Raw genomic sequence first — 20,854 nt, forward strand, 5'->3', positions numbered from 1 at the left:
CTTTTGTTCTGAATATAGTGTCCACGATGAGGACTTTGGCGAATTGTCGCTAGCAGGCGGGGCGGCGCATAACTCGATATTTCGGTAAGGGTTATCGGCGAAACGGATGGCAGAGCCAGAAGCCAGACCTCAGCATCCGGCCGCGACGAGCAAGAAGGAAACGAAATCGCCACATTTACCGCTTCTTGCTTACAATTGCGCGGAGGAATACCCTGCCAGAACGGTCGTCGCACCGGGTCCGCGACTGCTTGTACGCCGTTCGTGCAGCCGCAAACAAGCCAAAAAACGACACAAGGTATGGCCACGCTGATTCCCGCGCTGGGTTCGGTCACATCGCGCATGACCGGTGGCGAACGCCGCTTCGCCGAGCGTCTCGAAGCGAAGCTGGAGGACGACTACCTCTGCTGGTACGACGTTGCGATCGGCGAGAAGACGCGGCATCCGGATTTCATCGTCTTCCACCCAAGCCGCGGGTTGCTGATTCTCGAAGTCAAGGACTGGCGCCTGGACACCATCCACGAGATCGACCAGCGCAACGTCACGTTATTGACAGCCCGCGGGCTCGTGCATGAGTTGAACCCGCTGGAGCAGGCGCGGCAGTTCATGTATTTCGTGACAGACCTGCTGCAACGCGATCCGCAACTGGTATGGCCCTCGGGGTCCCTGAAAGGCAAGCCGTATTTCCCTTATGGGCACGGCGTGGTGCTCGCCAATATCACCCGCGCGCAGTTCGACAAGACCAACCTCGGCGAAGTCCTGCCGCCGCACCTTGTGATCTGCCAGGACGAGATGTACGACAGCGTTGATGCGGAAGCCTTTCAGAAGCGTTTCTGGGAAATGTTTCCGGTCAAGTTCACCATGAAGCTGTCGTTGCCACAGATCGACCGGATTCGCTGGCATCTCTTTCCGCAGATTCGCATGCCGGAGCAGCGCAGCCTGTTTCAGGACGATGCGGCGGACGCGCAAGAAATCCCTGACATCCTGCGCGTGATGGATCTGCAGCAGGAACAACTGGCCAGAAGTCTCGGCGAGGGTCACCGGGTCATCCATGGGGTGGCGGGATCCGGCAAGACCATCATTCTGGGCTATCGCGCCGAGCACCTCGCAAAGGTGGTCAGCCGCCCGATTCTCGTCCTCTGCTTCAATCGCACGCTGGCGGCCAAGCTGGCTGCGAGCATGGAAGAGAAAGGCATCCAGGACAAAGTCCACGTTCACAACTTCCATTCCTGGTGCTCGCGCCAGTTGAGAGCATTCCATGTCGGCGAGCCGCAAGGCCCAAGAAATGAGGCGTTCTTCGATGCGATGGTCGAACGGGTCATTTGCGGCGTCGACAGAAAGGCGATTCCCTCCGGGCAATACGATGCCGTGCTGATCGACGAGGGCCACGATTTCCGACCGGAGTGGTTCAAGCTCATTGTTCAGATGGTGAACCCCGAGAGCAATTCGCTGCTGGTGCTGTATGACGATGCCCAATCGATCTACGGGGGATCGAAGAAGCAGAAATTCACCTTCGCGAGCGTTGGCATCAAGGCAACCGGCCGGACCACCATCCTGAAGCTGAACTATCGGAACACGCGGGAGATCCTGCGCGTCGCACGGAGGTTTGCCGATGAATTGCTGGCGCCGAAAGATGCCCAGGAAGACGAAGCGCCCACCGTGCAACCCGTCGCCGCCGGGCGCCAGGGGCCCAGGCCGCTGTTGCTGGAGCTGCCGACGCTAAAGGACGAGGCCGATCGCATCGCGGAAATCTTGCTTGATGAGAACCGGACAGGTACGCCATGGAAGGAGATGTCCGTCGTGTATCGGCATCTCGATATGGTTGAACCGCTGATCGGCATGATGGAACGCAAAGGCATCCCGTTTGAACTGCCGCAGAAGAGCAAGCGTTTCATGCCCGGCGCGGATACCGTCAAGGTTGTGACGATGCACAGCAGCAAGGGGCTGGAATTTCCGCTGGTCTGCATCCCGGCAACAGGCATGCCGCATCGATACGATGAATCGGTGGAAGAAGAGGCCCGCCTTCTCTACGTCGCGATGACAAGAGCAACGCGACAACTGGTGATGACGTGCGGCGAAGAATCGAGGTTTGCGGGAAAGCTGAAAGAGGCGATCGCGCGGCTCCCCTGATGGTTCAAAGCGGCGGCAATGCCGCCCACGCCCGCTACAATGCGCCCTACCCTCGCGCCACCATCGACCCATGCAAAACCCGACCCGGGCCTACCTGCTCGGCCCGCTGCTGAAGGGAGTTTCCCGTTCGTTCTACCTGACGCTGCGCATCCTGCCGGCGGGCATGCGCGACCCGGTCGGGCTGGCCTACCTGCTGGCGCGCGCGGCCGACACCATTGCGGACACCGCTCTGATTCCTCCTGCGGAGCGCCTGGATCTGCTGCTGGCGCTGCGCGAGTGTGTCAACGGCCGCGGCGACCCGGCACCGTTCTCCGAGCGCTTGTCGCGCGAAGTCGCCAGTCATCAGACGGAATCAAAAGAAAAGGCACTGCTGGAATCGATCGGACCCGCGTTCGACGTGCTGGCGCAACTCGATGATGCCGACCGCGCCGCGGTCCGCGGCATCGTCACCACACTGACCGAGGGCATGGAGTTCGACCTGCGCACGTTCCCGGACGAGCGCTCGGGCGAACTTGGCGCGCTGGAGGATCTTTCCGACCTGGACCGCTACACCTACCTGGTCGCCGGCTGCGTGGGAGACTTCTGGTCGACGATGACCTACGCGCACCAGCCCGGCGTACTCCGAGAAGAGCCAGCCATCATGCAACGCCGGGGCATCCGCTTCGGCAAAGCCTTGCAGATGGTCAACGTGCTGCGCGACTGCGGCGGCGACCTGCGTATCGGGCGTTGCTATCTGCCCAAGGCACTTCTCGATCGCCACGGATACGAACCGCACGACCTGCTGCAACCGGCAAATTTCCGGCGCATGCGACCGGTGCTGTTCGAACTGGTGCGGCTGGCGCTGGACCACTTCCGCGAAGCCATGGCCTACACGCTGGCGATTCCGCGCACCGCCGTGCGTTTGCGGCTCGCTTGCCTGTGGCCGATTCTGATCGGGCTCGATACGTTGCGGCTGCTCGTGGAGAACGAGGATTGGCTCGATCCGGGCAAGGTCTCGAAGACCGATCGCAAGAAGGTCTATCGCATCCTTGGGGGCAGCACGGCGCTGGTCATGTCGGATGGTTTGCTGCGGCGCTGGATGGAAGGCGAAATCGCACGCATCGAGGCCGCGTTGTCACGATAATCACGATAAGGGTAACCGGGCGCATCCCCCGCGGGCAATTCAGCCAAGAGAACAAGAGCGGGAGGTTTTGGCCTCCCGCCCTTGTTCGTTTTGAAATTGCTCCGTGCGCCCGGCGTCGATTTAAAAGGCTGGAACCGAAGTGGCCGCGTCGCGGTAGACCTGCCGGCCTCCGACATAGGTCGCAACAGCATGGAGATTCTGGATGTCGACTTCAGGCACCGTCAGATAGTCTCCCGACAGCACCACGAAGTCGGCCAGCTTGCCCTTCTCGATCGAGCCCTTGGTATCGGCCTCGCCGTTCAGGTCGGCGTAGTTGATGGTGAACATGCGCAGCACGTCGTTACGTCCCACGCGCTCGTCCGGGCCATATACGCCGTCGGTAATCGTGTCGCGGGTAATGAAGTGATACATCGCCCAGAACGGATTGACCGGCATGTTCGCCGAATCGGTGCCGCCTACCAGCTTAAAGCCGAAATCCATGAAGGTCTTCACGGGTGTCACGTGTTCCGCCCGATCATGCCCCCAGTACTTGGACAGTACCGGTGCCGCAACGTACAGGTGGGCCTGCACGGATAGCCGGGCGCCCAGGGCACGCACGCGCTCCAGCTGCTCCTTGCGGACCACGAATGCATGCTCGATGGTCCAGCCCTTGACGGCGCCCGGACTGGCCTTGTCAAGACTCTCCCACGCCGCCAGGACCTGGTCCAGTGCCGCATCGCCAACGACGTGCACGGCCACGCGGTACTTATTGCGGGCCAGCTCCGCGACAACATCCTGGTACGCCTGGCCGGAAACCAGCGGCAGTCCGTAGAACGTGCCGCCCTTGCCGAACGGCTCGTTGTAAGGCTGGCTCATATAGCCGCCTTCAAACCCGCCATCGACCGAGGTCTTCGCGCCCCAGATGCGTACCCATTCGTCACCAGTCCCTGGCGGCAGCTGGGCCGAGCCAATAATGGCCTTGACCTGCCCGGCGGTGCTTACCGGCGCCATGGCGTTGAGCAGCAGCTGAAAGCGCAGGCTCAGCTTGCCTGCACCCTGGAGTTGGCGGATGACGGCGTAGGCTGACGGTACGTCGGTGCCCGTGAACATGCCCGGCACGCGTATGCTGGTCAGCCCCAGCGCATTGAGCTTGCGCTGCATTTCTTCCAGTGCCGCGGTGTCAAATCTGGGCGGCGCGGGCAGCGTCATCAGCGAGCGCGCGTTGTTGATCAGGACGCCGGTCAGCTGGCCGTTGCTGTCCTTCTGGATGATGCCGCCCTCGGGCGACACTGTGCTGTCCGTGATATTCCACTTGGCCAGCGCCGCACTGTTGAGCATGGCCGTCAGGCCGCCGCGGTGCAGCACCAGCGGGTTATTCGGCGCCGCTGCGTCGAGTTCGGCGCGGGTAGGCAGGCGAACCTCCTTCAGTTGGGCCTCGTGCCAGTCGGAGTTGCTTTGCAGCAGTTCGCCCGGCGCATGACTGGCAACGGCATCGCGAATGGCTGCCAGCACATCGTCAATCCTGCGCGTACGCGACAGGTCGATGCCAGGACCACCGCCCGCGCCATGCAGGTGGCCGTCGCTGAGCCCAGGGACAATGGTGCGTCCGCCCATGTCGACCACACGCGTGGCCGGCCCGATATGCCTCGTCAATGCATCTGCCGATCCGACCGTCAGGAATTTTCCATCCTTGACGGCAAATCCCTGTTCTACAGCGTTGCCAGCATCGACGGTCAGGACTTTTGCGTTGGTGTAGATCGTGTCGGCGACAGGTTCCGATGAGCCCTCCCCGCAGCCTGCAAGCGGCAGCACGACAGCCGCGAGACCGAGCCAGGCTGACACTCCTCTGCTTTTGTTGATGTTCATTCGTTGCTCCCCCTTTTCGTTCTAGTTGGCGTGTGCAATTCCGGCTTCGCCAGGGCTTGCCGGAATCAAGGGCCATCCCTCGGGAGGGCCCATTGCCGACTAATTTAGGCTACGATTGTTTATATTTCAAATATTTCCACAGCCAGATCGATCGGTCCGTGGCGTTGCCCGCTTGCTGCGAGCTTAGGCAGCCGCAGTGGCGTAGCGGCTGGCGGCGACTGCTTCTGCTTCGTTTAGCGCATCCTGGAGCACGAAGTCGAAGCGCTCACGGGTGAACGGGCCCGTCACGCCGAGCGCCGCATACTCGGTCGAGCGCGCCACCTTTTCCAGCGACACGACCAGGCCATCGCGAGTGGCGAAGGCAAAATCGTCGTCCAGGAAGGTGTCGCCCGGGATGTTGACTTGCGTGGTCAGCGCACGCTTGCCGCTGCCCGATACCAGGAAGTGGATGTGGGCCGCGCGATTGCCGTGGCGTCCCAGCAGCGCAAACAGTTCCGACACCGGGCTGTCGGGCGGAATCGCGTAGCCCGGCGGCAGGAAGCTGCGGAAGCGGTAGTTGCCATCGGCGTCCGTCTCGATGCGGCGGCGCAGGTTGTAGTCGGGCTGCGCCGGGTCGAAGTGCGAGTAGCGGCCCAGTTCGTTGCAATGCCAGACGTCGACGCTCGCGTGCGGCACCGGCTTGCCGTCCAGGTCCAGCACACGGCCTTCCATCACCAGGACTTCACCCTTGCCCTCATTGCCTTCATCCAGACGCACTTCGCGCTGGGCCGACGGCGCGCCTGCAACGTAGAGCGGGCCTTCAATGGCACGCGGCGTGCCTTGGGCGCGCGCGGCGGCCTGGTCGGCCTCGTCTTCGAGGATATCGAGCAGCCGGTCGAAGCCAAGGCCAGCTGTGATCAGGCCAACCATATCGGCCTGGCCCAGGCGCGTCAGCCATTGCATGGTCGACCAGAATTCATTCGGCGTGACCTGAAACGCCTCAATGGTGCGGAACAGATCGGCAACGATGCACGCTGTGATGGCGCGCACGCGCTCGTCGCCTGCGCTGACCTGGCTGCCGTTGACCAGCGCGAGGAGTTCGGAAGGGGTGTATTCAGCCATGATGAGTGGTCTCCTTAAGGGTTGGAATTTGCAGGACGTTGCGGAATATCGATCCTCTCGCCGCTGATCGTGGCCTTGCGCGGGTCAGCCGCGGCCGAGGCCGAGCGTGCGTGCCGGATCATCAGCACGGCCAGCGCCGCTGCCATCCCGGGCACCGCGATGGCCATGAAGTTCTGCGCGAGCGGCAATCCCATCCCGACCAGCACCCCGATCACGATCGGTGCCAGGATGGCGCCGCCACGGCCCATGCCCAGGGTCCAGCCGATGCCGCTGGCGCGGATGGCGATGGGATAGAACTGCCCGGCATAGGCACAACCGACGATCTGCGTGCCAATGGTCGATGCGCCGGCGAGGCCGACCAGCAGGTACAGCCAGCCGGTCGGCATGGGATGGCCCAGCAGGGTGATCGACACCGCGGCCATCAGGTACATGCCGATCAGCACGTACTTGATATGCAGCTTGTCCGCCAGCCAGCCGCCGCCGATGGCCCCGATCATGCCGCCGAGGTTGAGCACCAGCACGAAGGTCAGCGCCGAGCCCAGGCTGTAGCCGGCGCTGGCCATCAGCTTGGTCAGCCACGAGCTGAGCGCGTAGACCATGAACAGGCACATGAAGCACGACAGCCAGAACATCAGCGTGCTCAGGCCACGGCCTTGCTGGAACAGCTGGCGGAGCGGCGCGCTCGTGGATACCTCGGCACCAGCGATGACAAAGCGGTCGTCGGCGCCCGGCCGGTACGCCGGATCAATGCTGCCCGCCAGGCGCTTGAGTTCGTCGGTGCGGCCGCGCCGGATCAGGAACGGCACGGATTCCGGCATTGACTTCAGGACCAGCGGGATCAGGAGCAACGGCAGGCCCGCGGCGATAAACACCGATTGCCAGCCGTAGCTCTCGATCAGACTCTTGCCCAATACGGCCGCCAGCATGCCGCCAACCGAGTAGCCGCTGAACATCAGCGTCACCATCGTGCTGCGCACGCGCTGCGGCGCGTATTCGGTCATTTGCGCGATGACGTTTGGCATCACGCCGCCGATGCCGATGCCGGCCAGGAAGCGCGCCACGCCGAACAACAGCGGGTCCTTGCAAAACCCTGCTGCTGCGGTAAATACGCTGAACAGTGCGATGCAGACCGCGATGGCCCGACGCCGGCCGATGCGGTCGGCAACGGTGCCCAGCAGGATGTTGCCGAACATCATGCCGAACAGCGCGGTACTGACCAGGAAGCCGGCCTGGGTCGGGCCGACCCCCATTTCCTTGATGATCGACGGCAGTGCGATGCCGGCCACGGCCAGGTCGTAGCCATCGAAGATGATGATCAGCGCGCACCAGATCAGCACGCGGTAGTGGAAGGCATTGAGCCTGGCCTCGCCGGCCATTCTCTGGATGTCGATTTGCCGCATGGTCTCCTCCGTTTCTTTATGTCTTGAATGCCATCCGTGTGGCATTGGCTGCGTGGTGCCAGCCACTAAAGCCTGGCCAGCGATATGCCTGGGTCGGCCAGGTCTTGCGGCCTGACCGGTGTGCGGTTCTCGATCAGGCGGCGCGCGAAGCGCAGCTCGCGCGCGGCATTTCCGCCCAGTGCGGCCATTACGCATTCGCCTTCGAGATAGAAGAAGACAAAGCTGCCGCATGCCGGATCGCCGCGCGCCACCATCTGTTGGGACGGCTGCGGCACGCCGTAGATCTGAAGGTTCGTGCCGTGCTGGTCGGACCAGAACCACGGCAGCGGGTCGTAATGCACCTCGCGTCCGAGCGCGGACTTTGCCGCTGCAATGCCCTGCTCCTGCGCGTTCTGCCACGACTCGAGCCGCATGCGGCGCCCGGCCCAGCCATTGCGTGCGACTGCCACGTCGCCGGCAGCGAAGATGTCCGGATCGGACGTGCGGCACTGCGCGTCGACCAGCACGCCACCATCGCAATCCAGTCCCGCCACACGTGCCAGCTCGTCGTTCGGCACGAGGCCTATGCCCACGACTGCTACGTCGCAATCGATCTCGCGGCCATTGGACAACCTCAGGCGGAGCCCGCCCGATGCGATCGCCGAAATGCCGGTCACGCCGGTATCGAGCAGCACCTCGGTGCCTCGGGCGGCATGCAGTTCGAGCAGGTGTTCGGACAGTTCTGTCGGAACGCTGCGCTCGCACAGCCTGCGCATGGCTTCGATCACCGTGACCTCGGCGCCGCGCTTGCGCGCGGTGGCTGCCACTTCCAGGCCGATCCAGCCCCCGCCCACTACCACCACGCGCGCGCCAGGCCGCAGCGCCGGGCCCAGGCGCTGCGCATCGTCGATGGTGCGCAATGTGTGTACGCCGGGCAGGTCGGCCCCCGGCACGTCGAGCATGCGTGCGCGCCCGCCGGTGCAGAGGATCAACTTGTCGTAGGCGATCGTGTTGCCGCCCGCGAGCTGAACATGCCTGCCCGCGCGGTCGAGGCGCGCCACGCGCGCGCTGCCCAGCCATTCGACAGACAAGGACGCCAGCGTCGCTGTGTCGAGCAGATGCACGCTTTCAGGCGCGGCCTCGCCAGCCAGCACCACTTTGGAGAGCGGCGGGCGTTCATAGGGCGGGTGAGCCTCGTCGCCAATTAGCACCACTCTGCCGTCGAAGCCTTCGCTGCGCAGCGTGCGTGCGGCCCAGCCGCCGGCCTGGCCGGCGCCGACAATGACAATCGTCCTTGGATCCGTACTCATGACAGCTCCCGCCTTCAGGACAGCGCGACCAGCTGCGGCAGCACCTGGATCCGCACGCGGCCCTCTGCCACCCGCACCGGATAGGTCTGGACCGGCGTCACGCAAGGCGCCTTGCGCGGCGCGCCGGTGCGCAGGTCGAACAAACCCTGGTGCAGCGGGCACTCAACGCAGCCGTCCTCGACGAAGCCTTCGGACAACGGCACGCGCTCATGGGTGCACAGGTCATGCAGCGCGAACAACTCCTCGCCCACGCGGAAGACGGCAATCGATACCCCAGCCGCCTCGACGGCGCGCGGTTCGTCCTCGATGAATTCATCGGCGGCGCCGACGTCATGCCATGTACTCATTGGATGCACTCCTAGATCGGCGTGGCGAGAAGGGTCTGGACCCGGGAGGTGTCGTAGACGACCCGCTTTTCCTTGTAGCGCCAGGCACCGTCCTGCCTGACGACGGTGTCGCGGTACACGCCGGCCTGGTACACCACGGAGTCGCCGGCGGCGCCGGTACTGACCACGATATAGCTCGACACCGTGCGCACTTCCTCGTCCGTTGCGGCTTCGATCACCAGCCCACCGAGTGCATGGCGATAGCCGTGAGCTTCATAGATGTTGGCGTGGCGCAGTGCGACGATGCGGTCGCGCATCATCTTCTGGTTGCGGCAGTGAATGATCGGTGCGGGCAGACCGCGGTCGGCGTTCTCGCGCGAAATGATGGTGTACGTGCCTTCCTCGGTGAAGAAGGCCGGCCAGGTTTCCAGCAGGTTGTTGTCGATGGCGTGCACATAGCGGTTTTGCAGCGCACTCAACTCCATCCAGAGCTGCAGGTCATTATTCATGTCAGTACCCCATCGCGTGCTGATATCCGGCCCAGAAGCGGCGAATCAGGTTTTCGGTGATATTGCTGTTGGTCTGCTCGGGCGCATCCAGGCCCATGCCCATGTAGGACGTCTTGTCGCCGTCGCGCACGGTGCCGCGCTGCACCAGCTCGGTGGCCTCGGTGTCTTCCATCGAGATGTAGCCGGCCGGTCCCACCAGGTTGGCCTGCAGCAGGCGCAACTCGCGCATCTCCGGGGTGTCGTCCTCGTAGCCGAAGAAGTGGAACACCAGCTCGAAGTTGTTCGGCCCCTTGGGCAGCAACTGGCGCGCCACCAGCGTGTTGTGGATCTGCTGGATGACCAGCTGCGGAAAGATGGGCTGGATGTGGTTGGTGCAGTCCTCCTCGAACTCGGAGATCTGCCCCAGCACGTATGGATCCTCCAGCGCGAAGCCGTCCTGCATCGAACGGATCTTCTGGTCCGTGTATGCCGCCGCGGTGTTGGTGTCCTGCTTCGGCTTGGTCACCGTGATGAGGCTGTGCAGGCCATGTGTGGCGTCCGGAATGGAGCGCGCGCTCATGCCGACGCGGAAGATGTTGAAGGTGGTATGGAACAGGTGCAGCAGGCTGGCGTGATACGGATCCTTCACGTTCTCGAAGTAGAGCTTCCAGTTCGATTTCGAGTACTGGCGGGTGCAGCCCAGGTAGACGACCGGCTTGTGGAAGACGCGATCCACCCAGGGGCGCATCTCGGGGCCGATGTAGTCGGGCAGCGGCGGCGCCCCGTCGCTGAAGGTGGCGAACAACAGACCACGGTACTCTTCAACGCGCAGCTTCTGCAGTCCGTGCTGCGACGGATCGAAGGCCTTGGGGACGTGTCAGGAATTTCGTGTGCTGAGGTCGTTGTAAGAAATCTCAGCCGATGGCGTTGGTGAATCGCTCGCCAAACAGAATGGCGAACTGATTGACTGCCTGCCGCCAGGTGATAGGCGGCATCTTCCAATCCTTTTCGATGTTGCGCAAGGCCAGAAACAACAGCTTGCTGGCCGCTTCGTCGCTGGGGAAGTGGCCTCGATTCTTGACGATCTTGCGCAACTGCATGTGCATGCTTTCAATGGCGTTGGTCGTATATATGATTCTGCGTACTTCCGGTGGATAGGCAAAGAAGGGAATCACTTGCTCCCACTGGCGTTGCCACATGGCCGCGACGGTAGGGAATTTACGACCCCATTCGCCTTGGGAGAAAGCCTCCAGCGCCGCTGCTGCCGCATCGGCCGTGGCGGCCTGATAGATCGGCTTGAGCGCCGCAGCGAGCGGCTTGCGATCCTTCCAACTCGCCAGACTCAGCGAATTGCGGATGAGATGCACAATGCAGGTCTGGATCTGGGCATCCGGATAGACCGCTTCGATCGCCTCGGGAAAGCCGCGCAAGCCATCGACCACTGCGATTAGGATGTCGTTCAAACCGCGGTTCTTCAATTCGTTGAAGACCTTCAGCCAGAACTTGGCGCCCTCGGTTTGCTCGATCCACAGGCCCAGTACTTCCTTGCGGCCGTCGGCCCGAATGCCCAGCGCCAGATAGACCGCCTTGTTCTTGACCGTGCCTTCGTCGCGAATCTTCAGCCGGAGCGCGTCAAAGTACACGATCGGATACATGGCCTCGAGCGGCCGTTGCTGCCATTGCTCGACGTCGGCCAGCACCTCATCCGTGACCGTGGAAATCAGATCGGGCGACACCTGGAGCCCGTATAGCTCCAGCAGATGGCCCTGAATCTCGCGCACGCTCATGCCGCGCGCATACATGCTGATGACGTGGTCGTCGAAGCCTGGAAGCCGGCGTTGATACTTGCCAACCAACTGCGGCTCGAACGTTGCCTGCCGATCGCGCGGGATATCGAGCGTCAGCTCGCCGTTGGGCGTAATGACTGTCTTGGGGCTCTTGCCGTTGCGGTGGTTGCCGGCTTTGCCTTGCTCCGCCTCGCTCTCCAGGTGATGAGTCAGTTCGGCCGCCAACATTCGCTCGGCCAATTGCTTCTTCAACTGCCCAGCCAGGCCTGATTCGCCGAGGATCGACTCGGCATCTTTGTTCTGGACCTGCGCCAGCAGTTGATCGATCAGTTCATCAGGGAACAGCTTGGGTGCCTTCGGGCTCTTGCTCTTCTTGGTCACTGTTGTGTCGGTCATAGGACGTTTCCGTAATCGTCTCATGACCTCGTCACACTAAAAATCTGACAGGCTCGGCCTTGGCCATCCCGGTCAAGGTGACGGTGCCTTGCTTCTGTCCGCGCCGGAACGGCACGCCCTGCAAGTCGCCCTCGCAGGAGTAATTCCACTGGTGGTACACGCAGGTATGCGACTCCGCATTGCCATACTTCTCGCGGCACACCATCGCGCCGCGGTGCGCGCAGCGGTTGACCCAGCAGGCAAAGCCGTTTGCCGTGCGCGTTACCACTACCGGCGTGTCGCCGACGAACGTGCTCTTGAAATCGTTGAGATTGGGAATCTCGCAGGCCAGGGCGACGAAGCTCCAATATGGCCCGCGATGGATGCGCTCCTGCTCCCGGTCGTAGACCTCTTGCGAGCTGAACACACTGTAGGGAACGCATGAGCCGTCGGCCTGGGGAAAGAACACTTTCCGATCGCTGGCGCACCCGGCCATCCGTGGGGAGTCTGACATCGCTGTCTCCGCGAAATTATGTGGGTAGGGGAATGGGCCGAGTGTAGGAATTCACTGCCAGCCGCACTATCCGAAACTGGCGAACCCGCGCCGCGCGGCGATCCGTTTTTTGCCGCACAGGCGCGGGCTATCCGGAAATGGCAAGGTGCCCCCGATTTGCCATCCACTTTCGGCAAGATGGGGGTTGCGGCGGCCGTGCGGCGCTACTCATGCCGCGCGCGCTATGGCAAGATGGATCGCAGAAAAACAAAAGGGCCATCAGGCCCTCCCGCAGATCAGTCCGGGCCTTTCCAGGCAGTTTCAGTGCAGGCGGCGCAGTGAAACCACCGCAAGGCCCCGAAACGGGGACAACAAATGCCACTTTCTCCGCGGACCCCTGCCCTCTCCGCGCTCTATAGCAATCCGCTGTTCCGATCCGATGTACGCGTGGAGGCGCATGATCACGTCGCGCGTGAACTCACCGACCATGTGCTGCGCTGGAAACCTGGCGCGCCCAATGCGGCGATGTTCAAGGGCGAACTCAATCGCCTGAAGATTTATGCGCTGCGCTATGGCGCCGAAGTCGAGATATCCGCTCGGCCGTTCGAGGACTTTTCCCTCGTCCATACGTCGCTCGGAGGCGGCGCCGAAATCGAATGTGACGGCCACCGGCTGTGGGTTGCCGAGGGCCGCACCGCGGTGCTCGCGCCAAAGGAGCGGATTCGGCTCCGATGGAGCCCCGGCAATCAGCAGATGATTGTCAGGGTGCCTAACACGCTGTTGCATGAGGCCGTGGGGCGCGAAGGCATGGCCCCTGTCGAACTCACCCCCGGCGTCCTGCTGCCGCGTGTGCTCGAACCGCAATGGGACCTGATCGCGCAATCGCTATTGAATGTGCTGTCGTGCTCGCACGACTCTGCCGTGCATGCCAATTGGGTTGATCATCTGGAGCGGAGCCTGGCCCTGTTTCTCCTCTTGCACCAGCCCGTGAGTACTGTCGCCCTGCCGCTGCCGCTTGCTGCGGTGTCGGGGCAAGCCGCAGCCACACCGGCCGGCCGTGGCATGCGGCAGATGGATGCCGTGATGGCCTACATCGAGTCCCATCTTTGCGCGCCGGTCTCGCTCGAGGACCTGGCGCGCGCCGCGGGCGTCAGCTTTCGCACGCTGAATGCGGTCTGCCACCGTCACCATGGCATCTCGCCAATGGAACTGCTGCGCAATATCCGCCTGGATGCGGTACGCGCGCGCCTGCTGCTCGACCCGGGGGCCAGCATCACTGAAACCGCGCTGGCACTCGGCTTCGGCCATCTTGGCCGCTTCGCCGCCTATTACGCGGCACGCTTCAATGAGTTGCCCAGTGACACGCAGAAGCGGCAGACTTAGTTGACCGGATCTCCTGCGCCACCTAAAAAGCAAAACGGGCTACGCAAGATTGCGTAGCCCGTTTTTAAATGCTGGTGCCGGCTGCAGGACTCGAACCCGCCACCTGATGATTACAAATCAACTGCTCTACCTGATGAGCTAAGCCGGCATTTCTGATTCAGACCGCGATTCTACTGCATTGCGGTCCGCTTTGGTGCGTTGCGGGTGACTTACTTCACCACCTTCAGCGACGGCTTCTTGCCACCGATGCGCGGCACGGGCGGCGGCGTTTCGTCGTCGTCCGGAGCGCCCTGCTCGGCGTCGACCGGAGTCTCGGATTCCACCGGGGCCAGCTTGGGCGGCGGGTTGCTTTCCCGTTCGGTCGCGGCCAGGGTTTCCGGCACGCTGCGCTCGACCGGGAATGCCATGCCCTGGCCGTTTTCGCGCGCGTAGATGGCGAGCACATTTTCCACGGGCACGTCGATCTTGCGCGAGATACCGCCAAAGCGCGCGCTGAACGTGATCCACTCATTGCCCATGTCCAGGCCGCTCGTGGCGTCGAAGCTGACGTTGAGCACGATCTCGTTGTTCTTGACGAACTCGCGCGGCACGCTGGTGTTGGCGTCGACAAAAACGGCGACGTACGGCGTGAAGCCGTTGTCCGTGCACCATTCGTAGATGGCGCGGATCAGGTAGGGCTTGGTGGAAGTTTCAGGCATGGTGCTTCTTCATGACGCCGGTGGTTGACCCGATGCGCAAGCATCGGGCCTGCCAGCTTAACGGCGCATCACCTTTTCCGACGGGGTGAGCGCTTCGATATAGGCCGGACGGCTGAAGATGCGCTCGGCGTACTTGAGCAGCGGCGCGGCGTTCTTCGACAGCTCGATGCCATAGTGGTCCAGGCGCCAAAGCAGCGGGGCAATGGCAACGTCGAGCATCGAGAATTCCTCGCCAAGCATGTACTTGTTCTTGACGAAGATCGGCGCAAGCTGGGTCAGGCGATCGCGGATCGCGGCGCGGGCGCGCTCGTGGTTCTTCTCGGCAGCCTTGCCCTTTTCGTTCTCCAGCACGTAGACGTGGGTGAACAGTTCCTTTTCGAAGTTGAACAGGAACAGGCGCGCGCGCGCGCGCTGCACCGGGTCGGCCGGCATCAGCTGCGGGTGCGGGAAGCGCTCGTCGATGTACTCGTTGATGATGTTCGACTCATACAGGATGAGGTCGCGCTCGACCAGGATAGGCACCTGGCCGTAGGGGTTCATCACCGAAATATCTTCGGGCTTGTTGAACAGGTCAACGTCGCGGATCTCGAAGTCCATGCCTTTTTCGAACAGGACGAGACGGCAACGCTGGGAAAACGGGCAAGTCGTACCCGAATACAACACCATCATGGTTGGATTCCTTGGGCTTAGCCGATGCGGGGTCGGACGGTAAGGTCAGACATTCTGCCAAACTCGGGCATCGAAAAGCAAATAAGATATAAATACGTCACTTATGGGATGACTGATTGAGCAATCCCAATAGGAAAAGGGCCAGAGCGGTGCTGCTACAGCAACTTCCGCTCTGGCCCCTTTTTTATGCCACCGGGCCGGCTGGGACGTTACTTGATGTCTTTCCAGAAGGCGGCATTCAGGCGCCACGCAAAGATGGTGAACATACCCAGGAACAGCAGCACCCAGACGCCGAGGCGCTTGCGGTGGTTCTGCGCGGGTTCCGCCATCCAGTCCAGGAAGCCGACCAGATCGGCCGTCGCCTGGTCATACTCGACCTTGCTCAGCTTGCCGGGGCTCAGTTGCTCGAAGCCGGCGAACTTGTGGACCTTCTCGCCATGCTCTTCCGTTTCGGCGAACTTGGCGGCGCGCTGCCCCTGCAGCTCCCACAGCACGTGCGGCATGCCGACGCTCGGGAAGACCAGGTTGTTCCAGCCGGTGGCGCGGCTGTCGTCGCGGTAGAAGGTACGCAGGTAGGTGTACAGCCAGTCATCGCCGCGGGCGCGGGAAATGACGGACAGGTCGGGCGGCTGCGCGCCGAAGAAGGCCTTGGCTTCCTTCGGCTGCATGGCGATGGTCATGGTCTCGCCAACCTTGTCCGCGGAGAACAGCAGGTTGTCGCGGATCTGGTCATCGGTCAGGCCAATGTCCTTGAGCCGGTTGTAGCGCATCAGCGAAGCGCTGTGGCAGTTCAGGCAGTAGTTGACGAACAGCTTGGCGCCACGCTGCAGGGACGACAGGTCCGCAGTGTTCACCGGTGCCGGCTCCAGGGGATACCCCCCTTCGTTGGCCATGACGGGCGCGGCGGCAAAGCAGGCGCCTGCCAGCGCAATGATGGAAAGCAGCTTTTTCATCGTGTGTCCTTGTCCTCTTGTCGGTTCGCGCGTCGTTCAGTGCGGATGGAACGTGACGCGCTCCGGGACCGGCTTGAACTGGCCAGCGCGGCTCCACAGCGGCATGGTCAGGAAGAAGGCGAAATACAGCAGCGTGCCCAGCTGCGACACCTTCTCGCCAACCGGCGACGGCGGTTGCACGCCGAGGTAGCCGAGGACGATGAACACCACCACGAAGACGGTCAGGATGGTCTTGTGGAAGGCGGGACGATAGCGGATGGACTTCACCGGCGAGCAGTCGAGCCACGGCAGGAAGAACAGGATCACCACCGAGCCGCCCATCACCAGCACGCCCCAGAACTTGGCGTCGATGAAGTAGAAGCCGACCGCCAGGATCACGGCGATGGCGACGGACGCCGCCTTGATGCGGGCGTCCTTGCTGCGCACGAACAGCATGCCCAGCACCAGCGCGAAGAACACCCACAGGATCGGCAGGAAGTTCGACGTGGTGGCGCGCAGCATAGAGTAGAACGGCGTGAAGTACCACACCGGCGCGATGTGCGGCGGCGTCTTCAGCGGATCAGCTGGGAAGAAGTTGTTGGATTCCAGGAAATAACCGCCGACTTCCGGGAAGAAGAAGATCACCGCCGAGAAGATCATCAGGAAACCGCCCACGCCCAGCAGGTCGTGCACCGAGTAGTACGGGTGGAACGGGATGCCATCGAGCGGCACGCCGTTTGCGTCCTTCTTGGCCTTGATCTCGACGCCGTCCGGGTTGTTGGAACCCACTTCGTGCAGCGCGATGATGTGCGCGACCACCAGCCCCAGCAGCACCAGCGGCACCGCAATGACGTGGAACGAGAAGAAGCGGTTCAGCGTGGCATCGCTCACCACGTAGTCGCCGCGGATGAACAGCGACAGGTCCTGGCCGATCACCGGGATGGCCGAGAACAGGTTCACGATCACCTGCGCGCCCCAGTACGACATCTGGCCCCATGGCAGCAGGTAGCCCATGAAGGCTTCGGCCATCAGGCACAGGAAGATCAGGCAGCCGAAGATCCAGACCAGCTCGCGCGGCTTGCGGTACGAGCCGTACAGCAGGCCGCGGAACATGTGCAGGTACACGACCACGAAGAACGCCGAGGCGCCGGTCGAGTGCATGTAGCGAATCAGCCAGCCCCATGGGACTTCGCGCATGATGTATTCCACGCTGGCGAACGCCACGGGAATGCCGGCGGCGTTGAGCGTGCCGTCCGGCTTGTAGTTCATCACCAGGAAGATGCCGGTGACGATCTGGATTACCAGCACCAGCAGCGCCAGCGAACCGAAGAAATACCAGAAGTTGAAGTTCTTCGGCGCGTAGTACTTGGAGAGATGGTCTTCCCACAGTTGCGTGGCGGGGAAGCGGGCGTCGACCCAGCCCAGCAGACCGGTCGTCTTGACTTGCTTATCGGCCGCCATGATCAAGCTTCTCCTTTTTCATCCTTGCCGATCACGAGCTTGGTGTCGGTCAGGAACTGGTATGGGGGAACATCGAGATTCTGTGGAGCCGGTTTGTTCTTGAAGACGCGGCCGGCCAGGTCGAAGGTCGAGCCGTGGCAGGGGCAGAGAAAACCGGGATCGGTGCCGAGCTGAGGATTGGAGCCGGCAGGGAAAGGACCCGAAGGGGAGCAACCCAGGTGGGAGCAGATGCCCACGACGACCAGGAGGTCCTTGTGTTCCGCGCGGGAACGGGTTTCGTTCTTGCAGTATTCCGGCGTCTTCATGGTGAACGGAACGTCGGAATTGGGATCAGCGACTTCGCCGTCGGTCTTTTTGAGCGAGGCCAGCATCTCGTCGGTGCGGCGCAGGATCCAGACCGGCTTGCCGCGCCATTCGACCGTCATCATCTCGCCGGGCTTGAGGGCGCCGATATCGGCTTCCACTGGCGCGCCGGCCGCCTTGGCCTTCTCGGATGGTGCAAAGGTACTGACGAAAGGAACCGCTACTGCTACGCCTCCGACGCCGCCAGCGACGGATGTCGCGATCAACCAATTGCGGCGACCTTTATCCACGCTCTTCACGTCTTGCTGGTCACTCATTCCAAACCCCAGGGGAAGTCAATTTAGATTTTGCGTCAACCATAAATTGTACATGAGGCACCTCCGCGCAAGATAGGCGAAAAACCCAATGGGAATGTACGATTATCGGTCGAACGCACTGATAGCCGCTTGCAAGCTTGCTTTCCGCCCATCGATGCGGCAGGCTTCTGGGCTTGAAGGCGTTCATTGCTTTGCAACAAGAAGGAGAAAGCCCCATGAGCATGATGTCGGAGTTCAAGACCTTCGCAATGCGCGGCAACGTGATCGACCTTGCGGTCGGCGTGATCATTGGCGCGGCATTCGGGAAAATCGTCGATTCGGTGGTCAATGACCTGATCATGCCCGTGATCGGGCGTATCGTTGGCAAGCTGGATTTTTCCAATATGTTCGTCACGCTGGCGGAGCCGCCGCCGGGTACGCCAATGACGCTTGACGCATTGAAAAAAGCCGGCGTGCCAGTGTTTGCTTACGGTAATTTCCTGACCATCTTGGTCAACTTTGTGATTCTGGCCTTCATCATTTTCCTGATGGTGCGGGCATTCAATAAGATGCGTGCGCAAGAGCCGGCAGCTCCGGCAGAACCGCCGCCGACGCCTGAAGATATTGTCCTGCTGCGCCAAATCCGCGACAGCTTGCAGACCCGCCAGCCCTGATTGGGCAAGAGCAGGATTCTGACAAGACAACGGCCCCCGTGGGGGCCGTTTTTATTGATACGAGTCAAACAGGATTGGGAATATCGATGAAGGTGTGATGCAGGCCGAAGCGCTGTGCCACATGCTCGCCGAGCGAGCGAATGCCGTAGCGCTCGGTGGCGTGATGCCCGGCTGCGAGATATGCCACACCGCTTTCGCGCGCGAGATGCGTGGTCTGCTCGGAGACTTCGCCGCTCAGGTAGGCATCGACGCCCGCTGCAACGGCTGCATCGAAATAGCCTTGCGCACCGCCGGTGCACCACCCCACCGTGCGGATCATCTGGTCGGGGTCGCCAATGGCCAGTGGCTCGCGGCCGAGCACGCCACCGACATGGGCAGCGAGCGCCTGCAGCGGCATCGGCGAAGGCAGCGTGCCGGTCCAGCCGAGTTCATCGCCGCTGAAGCGCCCCGTCGGGGTGAAGCCGAGTTGCTGCGCGAGCTGGGCGTTGTTGCCGAACTCCGGGTGGTTGTCGAGCGGCAGGTGATACGCGAACAGGTTGACGTCCGAGCCCAGCAGCCGCTTGAGGCGAGCATGCTTCTGGCCGACCACGCGCGCATCCTCGTTTTTCCAGAAGTACCCATGATGCACGAGGATGGCCTGCGCACCGACCTCGATGGCCGCTTCGACCAGCGCCAGGCTGGCCGTCACGCCCGTCACGATGTGTGTGACTTCGGCGTTGCCTTGCACTTGCAGGCCGTTAGGACAATAGTCCTTGTAGCGGGAAACCGCCAACAGGTCGTTCAAGTACAATTCCAGCTCTTTCGTCTTCATTTTTTGATCAAACTCCAATATGTTGCGGCGCTTTTGGCTGTTCTTTGCCCAGGCTGTCACCGTCGTGCTGGCAGTCTGGTTCGTCGTCGCCACGCTCAAGCCCGAGTGGCTTCAGAGGGGGCGCGTCGCGGTGCAGTCGGGGTCGCCCATCGTGGCGCTGAAGGAGGTCGTGCCCAACGTGGCCGGCGCCGCCGCGGAAGGGTCTTATAGTGAAGCTGCCCGGGTGGCGATGCCCGCCGTCGTGAATATTTTTACCAGCAAGAACGGCACCCGGCGCTCGCCCCACCCGCAGGCCGAGGATCCGTGGTTCCGCTTCTTCTTCGGCGACCGCCTGCCGGAACGCCAGGAGCCGGTGTCCAGCCTGGGATCGGGCGTCATTGTCAGTGCCGAGGGTTACATTCTAACCAACCACCACGTGGTCGATGGCGCCGATGAAATCGAGGTGGCGCTGACCGACGGCCGCAAGGCGAACGCCAAGGTCGTGGGCTCGGATCCTGAAACCGATCTGGCCGTCCTCAAGATCTCGCTGAAGGACTTGCCTGCCATCACGCTCGGCCGCCTGGAGAACGTGAAGGTCGGCGATGTGGTGCTGGCCATCGGCAATCCGTTCGGTGTCGGCCAGACGGTGACCATGGGCATCGTCTCCGCGCTGGGCCGCAGCCATCTCGGGATCAACACGTTCGAGAACTTCATCCAGACGGATGCGGCGATCAACCCGGGCAATTCCGGCGGTGCGCTGGTGGATGCGCAGGGCAACCTGCTGGGCATCAACACAGCCATCTATTCACGCTCGGGCGGGTCGCTCGGCATCGGCTTCGCCATCCCGGTCTCGACGGCCAAGCAGGTGATGGAATCGATCATCTCGACCGGCAGCGTGACACGCGGCTGGATTGGCGTGGAACCACAGGACATGACGCCTGAAATCGCTGAATCGTTCGGGCTCGAGGCCAAGGAAGGCGCGTTGATCGCCGCCGTGGTGCAAGGCGGCCCGGCCGACAAGGCCGGTGTGAAGCCGGGCGATGTATTGGCTTCCGTGGATGGTCAGCCCATCACCGACACCACCGCGTTGCTGAACGCGATCGCCCAGCTCAAGCCGGGCGTGGACAGCAAGATGAAAGTGATCCGCCGCGGCAAGCCGGCCGAGCTGACCGTGACCATTGGCAAGCGGCCCCCGCCTCCACGGCGTGCCGTGCCGTTCGACGACGAGGAATAGCGCGCTCGTCTGATCCCTCGTCCAAGTACGCAAAACAAAAACCCCGCTGCAGATGGCGGG

The 20,854-nt window shown here is 62.5% G+C and carries 18 protein-coding genes, 1 tRNA gene and 2 pseudogenes; 5 read left to right on the forward strand and 16 right to left on the reverse strand.

From position 1 onward, the window contains the following. Positions 1–297 precede the first annotated feature (297 nt). Entirely contained in the window at positions 298–2,127 is a 1,830-nt protein-coding gene (locus ACIGJB_RS15025; RefSeq protein ID WP_483730536.1) for a DEAD/DEAH box helicase, read from the forward strand. Positions 2,128–2,197: 70 nt separating this feature from the next. Continuing rightward, positions 2,198–3,250: a phytoene/squalene synthase family protein gene (locus ACIGJB_RS15030; RefSeq protein WP_483730537.1), complete on the forward strand. Its 1,053-nt coding sequence runs from the start codon at positions 2,198–2,200 to the stop codon at positions 3,248–3,250. A 120-nt stretch (positions 3,251–3,370) separates the two neighbouring features. Here the strand turns inward: ACIGJB_RS15030 and ACIGJB_RS15035 are convergent, their stop codons facing one another. From ACIGJB_RS15035 to ACIGJB_RS15075, 9 genes and pseudogenes are all read right to left on the reverse strand, one after another. Then, entirely contained in the window at positions 3,371–5,095 is a 1,725-nt protein-coding gene (locus ACIGJB_RS15035; RefSeq protein ID WP_483730538.1) for an amidohydrolase, read from the reverse strand. A 183-nt stretch (positions 5,096–5,278) separates the two neighbouring features. Further along, positions 5,279–6,196, reverse strand: a complete 918-nt coding sequence (locus tag ACIGJB_RS15040) for a dioxygenase family protein (protein ID WP_483730539.1) — start codon at positions 6,194–6,196, stop codon at positions 5,279–5,281. Positions 6,197–6,210: 14 nt separating this feature from the next. Then, positions 6,211–7,596: an MFS transporter gene (locus ACIGJB_RS15045; RefSeq protein ID WP_483730540.1), complete on the reverse strand. Its 1,386-nt coding sequence runs from the start codon at positions 7,594–7,596 to the stop codon at positions 6,211–6,213. A gap of 65 nt (positions 7,597–7,661) precedes the next feature. Further along, positions 7,662–8,885: an NAD(P)/FAD-dependent oxidoreductase gene (locus ACIGJB_RS15050; protein WP_483730541.1), complete on the reverse strand. Its 1,224-nt coding sequence runs from the start codon at positions 8,883–8,885 to the stop codon at positions 7,662–7,664. A 14-nt stretch (positions 8,886–8,899) separates the two neighbouring features. Next, positions 8,900–9,232: an anthranilate 1,2-dioxygenase ferredoxin subunit AndAb gene (andAb, locus tag ACIGJB_RS15055; protein ID WP_483730542.1), complete on the reverse strand. Its 333-nt coding sequence runs from the start codon at positions 9,230–9,232 to the stop codon at positions 8,900–8,902. Positions 9,233–9,243: 11 nt separating this feature from the next. After that, on the reverse strand, positions 9,244–9,720 hold the full coding sequence (gene andAd, locus ACIGJB_RS15060) for an anthranilate 1,2-dioxygenase small subunit AndAd (protein WP_483730543.1): 477 nt from the start codon (positions 9,718–9,720) through the stop codon (positions 9,244–9,246). A gap of 1 nt (position 9,721) precedes the next feature. Further along, positions 9,722–10,573 (reverse strand): annotated as a pseudogene (locus ACIGJB_RS15065) (SRPBCC family protein); the annotation flags it as partial. A 40-nt stretch (positions 10,574–10,613) separates the two neighbouring features. Continuing rightward, the gene (locus tag ACIGJB_RS15070) at positions 10,614–11,882 is read right to left on the reverse strand and encodes an IS256 family transposase (protein ID WP_483729500.1); all 1,269 of its coding nucleotides are present in this window, start codon (positions 11,880–11,882) and stop codon (positions 10,614–10,616) included. 64 nt (positions 11,883–11,946) lie between these two features. Beyond that, a pseudogene (locus tag ACIGJB_RS15075) lies at positions 11,947–12,375 on the reverse strand (Rieske 2Fe-2S domain-containing protein); the annotation flags it as partial. Positions 12,376–12,729: 354 nt separating this feature from the next. Between ACIGJB_RS15075 and ACIGJB_RS15080 the strand changes: the two are divergent. After that, on the forward strand, positions 12,730–13,737 hold the full coding sequence (locus tag ACIGJB_RS15080) for an AraC family transcriptional regulator (RefSeq protein ID WP_483730544.1): 1,008 nt from the start codon (positions 12,730–12,732) through the stop codon (positions 13,735–13,737). A gap of 72 nt (positions 13,738–13,809) precedes the next feature. On the opposite strand, the gene ACIGJB_RS15085 is transcribed toward ACIGJB_RS15080, so the two are convergent. From ACIGJB_RS15085 to petA, 6 genes are all read right to left on the reverse strand, one after another. Next, positions 13,810–13,885 (reverse strand) — tRNA-Thr (locus ACIGJB_RS15085). 61 nt (positions 13,886–13,946) lie between these two features. Then, complete coding sequence (locus ACIGJB_RS15090; RefSeq protein WP_483730545.1) at positions 13,947–14,435, reverse strand: ClpXP protease specificity-enhancing factor; 489 nt, start codon at positions 14,433–14,435, stop codon at positions 13,947–13,949. A 57-nt stretch (positions 14,436–14,492) separates the two neighbouring features. Next, positions 14,493–15,104, reverse strand: a complete 612-nt coding sequence (locus ACIGJB_RS15095) for a glutathione S-transferase N-terminal domain-containing protein (protein WP_008643086.1) — start codon at positions 15,102–15,104, stop codon at positions 14,493–14,495. Positions 15,105–15,313: 209 nt separating this feature from the next. Continuing rightward, positions 15,314–16,057 carry a cytochrome c1 gene (locus tag ACIGJB_RS15100; RefSeq protein WP_483709564.1) on the reverse strand — a complete coding sequence of 248 codons (744 nt, stop codon included), beginning with the start codon at positions 16,055–16,057 and terminating at the stop codon, positions 15,314–15,316. Between the two features lie 36 nt (positions 16,058–16,093). Further along, positions 16,094–17,497: a cytochrome b gene (locus ACIGJB_RS15105; RefSeq protein WP_483709565.1), complete on the reverse strand. Its 1,404-nt coding sequence runs from the start codon at positions 17,495–17,497 to the stop codon at positions 16,094–16,096. 2 nt (positions 17,498–17,499) lie between these two features. After that, on the reverse strand, positions 17,500–18,117 hold the full coding sequence (gene petA, locus ACIGJB_RS15110) for a ubiquinol-cytochrome c reductase iron-sulfur subunit (protein ID WP_483709566.1): 618 nt from the start codon (positions 18,115–18,117) through the stop codon (positions 17,500–17,502). Positions 18,118–18,332: 215 nt separating this feature from the next. Between petA and mscL the strand changes: the two genes are divergently transcribed. Further along, complete coding sequence (mscL, locus tag ACIGJB_RS15115) at positions 18,333–18,770, forward strand: large conductance mechanosensitive channel protein MscL (RefSeq protein ID WP_483730546.1); 438 nt, start codon at positions 18,333–18,335, stop codon at positions 18,768–18,770. Positions 18,771–18,834: 64 nt separating this feature from the next. On the opposite strand, the gene ACIGJB_RS15120 is transcribed toward mscL, so the two are convergent. Further along, on the reverse strand, positions 18,835–19,581 hold the full coding sequence (locus ACIGJB_RS15120) for a Nif3-like dinuclear metal center hexameric protein (RefSeq protein WP_483730547.1): 747 nt from the start codon (positions 19,579–19,581) through the stop codon (positions 18,835–18,837). 19 nt (positions 19,582–19,600) lie between these two features. Here ACIGJB_RS15120 and ACIGJB_RS15125 point away from each other — a divergent pair, with 19 nt between their 5' ends. After that, positions 19,601–20,794, forward strand: a complete 1,194-nt coding sequence (locus ACIGJB_RS15125; protein ID WP_483730548.1) for a Do family serine endopeptidase — start codon at positions 19,601–19,603, stop codon at positions 20,792–20,794. The last annotated feature ends 60 nt before the right edge of the window (positions 20,795–20,854 follow it).

The organism is Cupriavidus sp. C2SS-8b (assembly GCF_057073745.1).